The organism is Oscillibacter sp. UBA6647, assembly GCA_002455655.1.
Taxonomy (GTDB): Bacteria; Bacillota; Clostridia; order Oscillospirales; family Oscillospiraceae; genus Oscillibacter.
This window is the reverse complement of the sequence record DKLF01000105.1, coordinates 1-5,103: the sequence shown is the minus strand read 5'-3', so window position 1 is coordinate 5,103 and position 5,103 is coordinate 1. Positions and strand designations below refer to the sequence as shown.

General features: G+C 58.7%; 3 protein-coding genes. 2 read left to right on the top strand and 1 reads right to left on the bottom strand.

All coding sequences use genetic code 11. From position 1 onward, the window contains the following. Positions 1-226 precede the first annotated feature (226 nt). Complete coding sequence (locus B2W96_RS07915) at positions 227-859, bottom strand: flavin reductase (protein WP_293009746.1); 633 nt, start codon at positions 857-859, stop codon at positions 227-229. Between the two features lie 226 nt (positions 860-1,085). Between B2W96_RS07915 and ade the strand changes: the two genes are divergently transcribed. Continuing rightward, complete coding sequence (gene ade, locus B2W96_RS07910; RefSeq protein WP_293009745.1) at positions 1,086-2,810, top strand: adenine deaminase; 1,725 nt, start codon at positions 1,086-1,088, stop codon at positions 2,808-2,810. A 251-nt stretch (positions 2,811-3,061) separates the two neighbouring features. Next, the coding region (locus tag B2W96_RS07905) for a hydratase (protein WP_293009744.1) at positions 3,062-5,103 on the top strand (2,042 nt) is incomplete at its 3' end.

Sequence of the window (5,103 nt, the reverse complement as noted above, 5' to 3'; positions counted from 1 at the left end):
GGACATCATCGCGGATTTCAAGGCCGCGCTGGATACCCTCCTCTTAGATTAGCGCAGATAAACCGCCAACAGGGCTTTTTTAGGCGGTATTGCTCCGCACACGACAAAAGGAACTGCAAACATACAAGGGACTGAGGAAATATTTTCCTCAGTCCCTTGTTTTGCAGCGCCAAAGGATGCCGGGTTTTATTGTAAAAGATCCGTAAAATGGGGTTTTCGCCGCTCTTTAGTCGTTGGGCACAAATTTACTTGCCGGAGCGTGGCACACCGGGCAGATATAGTCCGGAGGCAGCGTCTCGCTCTCGTAAATATAGCCGCACACGGTGCAGCGGAAGCCCTTGCCAACCATCTCGCGCACCACGGTGGCGGTGGCGGGGGCACTCTTGCCGCGGTTTGAAAATTCCTTAAGCGTCATCATCTCTCCGCCGTCAAGAATCTCAGCGTCCACAGCTTCCCCAACCAGCAGCACATAGCTTCCGATTTCCAGCTTGTCCACCACGCGGCAGCTCACGCGGGACACCATATGCTCCGCAAGATAGGGGTTTCCGTTCTCGTCCGTCTTCGGCTCAAAGGCGGCGAACTTGTCTCCAACACGGCCGGATTTATAACCGAAGGTATTGATGATCTCCTCTGGGCAGTCCTTCCCCAACAGCGTCACAGAGAAAACGCCGGAAGCAAGAATCGCCTCGGTGGTGGAGTGATCCTTATTCAGCGTGACGGTGAAGCGGGGCGGACGGGAGGAAGTAACCTGCACGAAAGAGGTGACGATGCAGCCTTGCCGCTTTCCGTCCGCGGAAGTGGAAATGAGATACATGCCGTAGTCCATGGCCTCATAGGCTTTTGCGTTTATTTTTGCCATAAAAACGCTCCTTTCCTTTGCCGATCCCGGCGGTCCATTCGTATATTGACTGATACTAATATAGCAGACCCTTCATATTTTTGGAAGTAGCGAATGCAACAAAAAACTTTTCCCGTTTTCTCTATGGACAAATGCGCGTTTTGCGCGTATACTTTCTTAAAATCATCACCATTATCTCAATTACTTTCTGAGATAAGTAAATTTAATATTGAAAAGGAGTGGTTCCATGTCTGAGAGCTACGCGGGCAAAATCAACCGAAAGCTGCTGAAGAAACGTCGCATCATCGAGGCCGCGTCCGGCCGCGAAAAGGCGGATCTGGTGCTGAAAAACGCAACCTATGTCAATGTGTTCTCCAACGAGCTGTGTCAGGCGGACATCGCCGTGGCCGAGGGGCTGATTGTGGGCATGGGCAACTACGAGGGCGAAATTGAGGCAGACATGACCGGCAAAATCGTCCTGCCCGGCTTTCTGGATGCGCATATTCATCTGGAAAGCTCTCTGGTCAGTCCCCGGGAATTTGTAAAAGCGGTGCTGCCCCACGGCACCACCACCGTCATCACCGATCCCCACGAAATTGCCAATGTGATGGGGACCGACGGCATTGAGTACATGCTTCAGGCCACGGAGGGCCTGCCGGTGGACGTGCGGTTCATGCTGCCCTCCTGCGTCCCCGCCACGCCGTTAGACGAATCCGGGGCGATTCTGGACTACCGGGCCATCGACTCTTTTTACGACCATCCAAGAGTGCAGGGTCTTGCGGAGATGATGAACTTTGTGGGCATCATCAACGGCGACGAACAGGCCGTTGAAAAAATCGTGGCGGCGCAAGCCCATCACAAAAAAATTGACGGCCACGCACCGGACCTTCAGGGCAACGATTTAAACGCCTATATCGCCGCCGGGGTCTATTCCGACCATGAGTGCCACGATTTGAACGACGCGATTGCAAAGCTCCAGCGGGGCCAGTTCATCATGATTCGGGAGGGCACCGCCGCCCGGAATCTGGAAGCGCTGGTTCCCCTCCTGTGCGACAAATACGCCGAGCGCTGCATGTTCTGCACCGACGACAAGCACCCCAACGACCTGTTGGAAAAGGGCCACATTGACTACATCGTCCGGCGGGCCATCGCCCTGGGGACGGACCCCATCACGGCGGTGAAGGTGGCCTGCCACAACGCCGCGCGATACTTCCTTCTGAACAACCGGGGCGCCATCGCGCCGGGATACCTCGGGGACTTTGTGGTGATTGACAGCTTCGAGTCCTTCCAGATTGAGAAAGTCTATAAGCGGGGCGAACTGATGGTGGAAAACGGCGAACTGCGGGACTTCCCCGCCCCGTCAATCGAACCGTATCTGGTAGAGCGGGCGCACAACACCTTCCATGTGGGAACACTGACGGCGGAGGACTTTGCGGAAAAGCGCCCCCGGGGCATCATCGGCATGGTCCCCGGCGAGATCACCACGGTGGACGCGGGCTACTCCGACCGCATTGACACGGAGTATGACGTGCTGAAGCTTGCCGTGGTGGAACGGCACAAAAACACCCACCATATCGGCATCGGCTACATTCAGGGCTACGGCTTGAAATCCGGCGCGGTAGCTACCTCCATCTCCCACGATTCCCACAACATCATCGTTGTGGGCACCAACGAAGCAGATATGGCCGCAGCGGTAAACCGGGTGGTGGAGCTGAACGGCGGCATCGTGGTGCTGGACGGCGGGGCCTCCGTTGCAGAGGTTTCCTTGTCCATCGCAGGCATTATGAGCGAGGAGCCTTTGCCCGAGGTGAATCGGAAACTGGAAGACGCCAAGGAAAAAGCCTCCGCACTTGGCGTCTCCGACGGAGTGGACCCCTTCATGACGCTCAGCTTCATGGCCCTGCCGGTCATTCCATCCCTGCGCATCACCACCCGGGGCGTGTTTGATGTGAGCCGCCAGACCTACGTATAAGTGCATCGGCACACAAATCAATCCCGCCGCGCGGACAAGGGCGCAAGCGCTTGTCCGCGCGGTTTTTCTCTCCGTGAGCGGCGACAAGAATTTCCACTCTCATCGCTGCGCCAGCGGTCATTTTGACGAAAATGCAGGATAAATCCTTTCTTCCACCATTTTTAGCTTTTCATACGGACTGTTTTGTGCTACATTAAAACACAAGTTTAAAAAGGCCCGCTGCCAAAACAGTGGGTTTGGGAGGGATTTTTATGATTACGCTGCACTCCTCGGGCGTGTTTCTGTCTGGAGGTGTTCCCTGCGAAACCGCGTCCGTCTCCCCGGCGGAAGGGCGCAGACGCACCCTGTCCTGGTCCATCCTGCAAAGCCACAATCAATCCGGTAACGAGAACAAGCTGCGTCTTCGCTTTGACGCGATGGTTTCTCACGACATCACCTACGTGGGCATTCTCCAGCAGGCCCGGGCATCGGGAATGCGGGAATTTCCCCTGCCCTACGCTCTGACCAACTGCCACAACAGCCTGTGCGCCGTGGGCGGCACCATCAACGGAGACGACCACGCTTTCGGTCTTTCCGCCGCGAAGAAATACGGCGGCATCTACGTCCCTGCCAACCAGAGCGTCATCCATTCCTACGCCCGGGAGCAGCTTGCAGGCTGCGGAAAGATGATTCTCGGCTCCGACTCCCACACTCGGTATGGCGCGCTGGGCACCATGGGCGTGGGCGAGGGAGGCCCGGAGCTGTGCAAGCAGCTTTTAAAGGATACTTGGGACGGCGATTACCCCGAAATCGTTCTGGTCTGGCTCACCGGCGCGCCGAAACCGGGAGTAGGCCCTCACGACGTGGCCCTTGCGCTGATCAAGGCCACGTTTGAGCAGGGCTTTGTCCGCAACCGGGTGTTGGAGTTCACAGGACCGGGAATTGCGTCCCTGCCCATGGACTATCGCAACGGCGTGGACGTGATGACCACGGAAACAGCCTGCCTTTCCTCCGTCTGGGAGACGGACGACGCGGTGCGGAAATTCTACGAGGTCCACGGTCGGGCCGGGGAATACCGGCCCCTGTCCCCCGGCGAGGGCGCGTACTACGACCGGATGGTTTCCATCGATCTTGACGCGGTGGAACCCATGCTGGCCCTGCCTTTCCACCCCTCCAACGCCTATCCCATCCGGGAGTTTCTGGACAATGCCGCCGACATTCTCTCAGCGGTGGAAGCCGACGCGAAGCAGCGCTGGCCCAAGGCCAGTCCCCGGCTGTTGGATAAAATCCATGACGGCGGCGTGTGGGCCGATCAGGGTATCGTGGCGGGCTGCGCAGGGGGCTTGTTCGACAACATCACCGCCACTGCCGACATTCTGCGCGGCGGCCCGGAGGGCGGCGATTTCTCTCTCAGCGTCTATCCCACCAGCGTACCGGTGAGCCTTGCCCTGACCCGGGCGGGAATTTCCGCCGCGCTGCTGGAAGCGGGCGCGGTTTTAAAGCCCAGCTTCTGCGGTCCCTGCTTCGGCGCGGGAGATGTCCCCGCCAACAACGCCCTCAGCCTGCGGCACACCACCCGCAACTTTCCCAACCGGGAGGGCAGCAAGCCCGGCGAGGGGCAGTTTGCCGCCGTGTGCCTGATGGACGCCCGGTCCATCGCTGCCACCGCCCGAAATGGCGGCAAAATCACCCCCGCCACGGAGGAAACGTTTACGCTCCATCCTCTTCCCTATTCTTTTGACCCCGCGCCCTATGAAAAGCGGGTGTACAACGGCGTGGGCCATCCTCTGCCGGAGACGGAGCTTGTGATGGGGCCCAATATCACCGACTGGCCCGTCATTCAGCCCCCGGCGGAAAATCTTTTGGTGGAACTGGCGGCGGTCCTGCGGGACGAGGTCACCACCACCGACGAGCTGATTCCCTCCGGCGAAACCTCGTCCTACCGATCTAATCCCATGCGGCTTGCGGAGTTTACCCTCTCCCGCCGGGAGCCGCAATACGTTCCCCGGGCCAAGGCAATTGCCGCCGAGGAGACGGCGCGGCTCGCAGGGACCCCCTCGGAAAAACTGGTTTCTCTTCTCGATCGCGTGGGCGACGGGGAGGCGCTTATAAGCACCACCCAATTTGGCTCCGCCATCTACGCCAACCGGCCCGGAGACGGCTCCGCCCGGGAACAGGCCGCCTCCTGCCAGCGGGTGCTGGGGGGCTGCGCCAACCTATGCCAAAGCTTTGCCACCAAGCGCTACCGCTCCAACTGCATCAACTGGGGGATTTTTCCCTTCACCATAGATACGGACTTCCCGGGTGAAGACGG

What these genes read in the sequence shown, in the direction of transcription:
- ade (WP_293009745.1), top strand. Translation starts at nt 1,086, where the DNA reads ATGTCTGAGAGCTACGCGGGCAAAATCAACCGAAAGCTGCTGAAGAAA.
- B2W96_RS07915 (WP_293009746.1), bottom strand. Translation starts at nt 859, where the DNA reads ATGGCAAAAATAAACGCAAAAGCCTATGAGGCCATGGACTACGGCATG.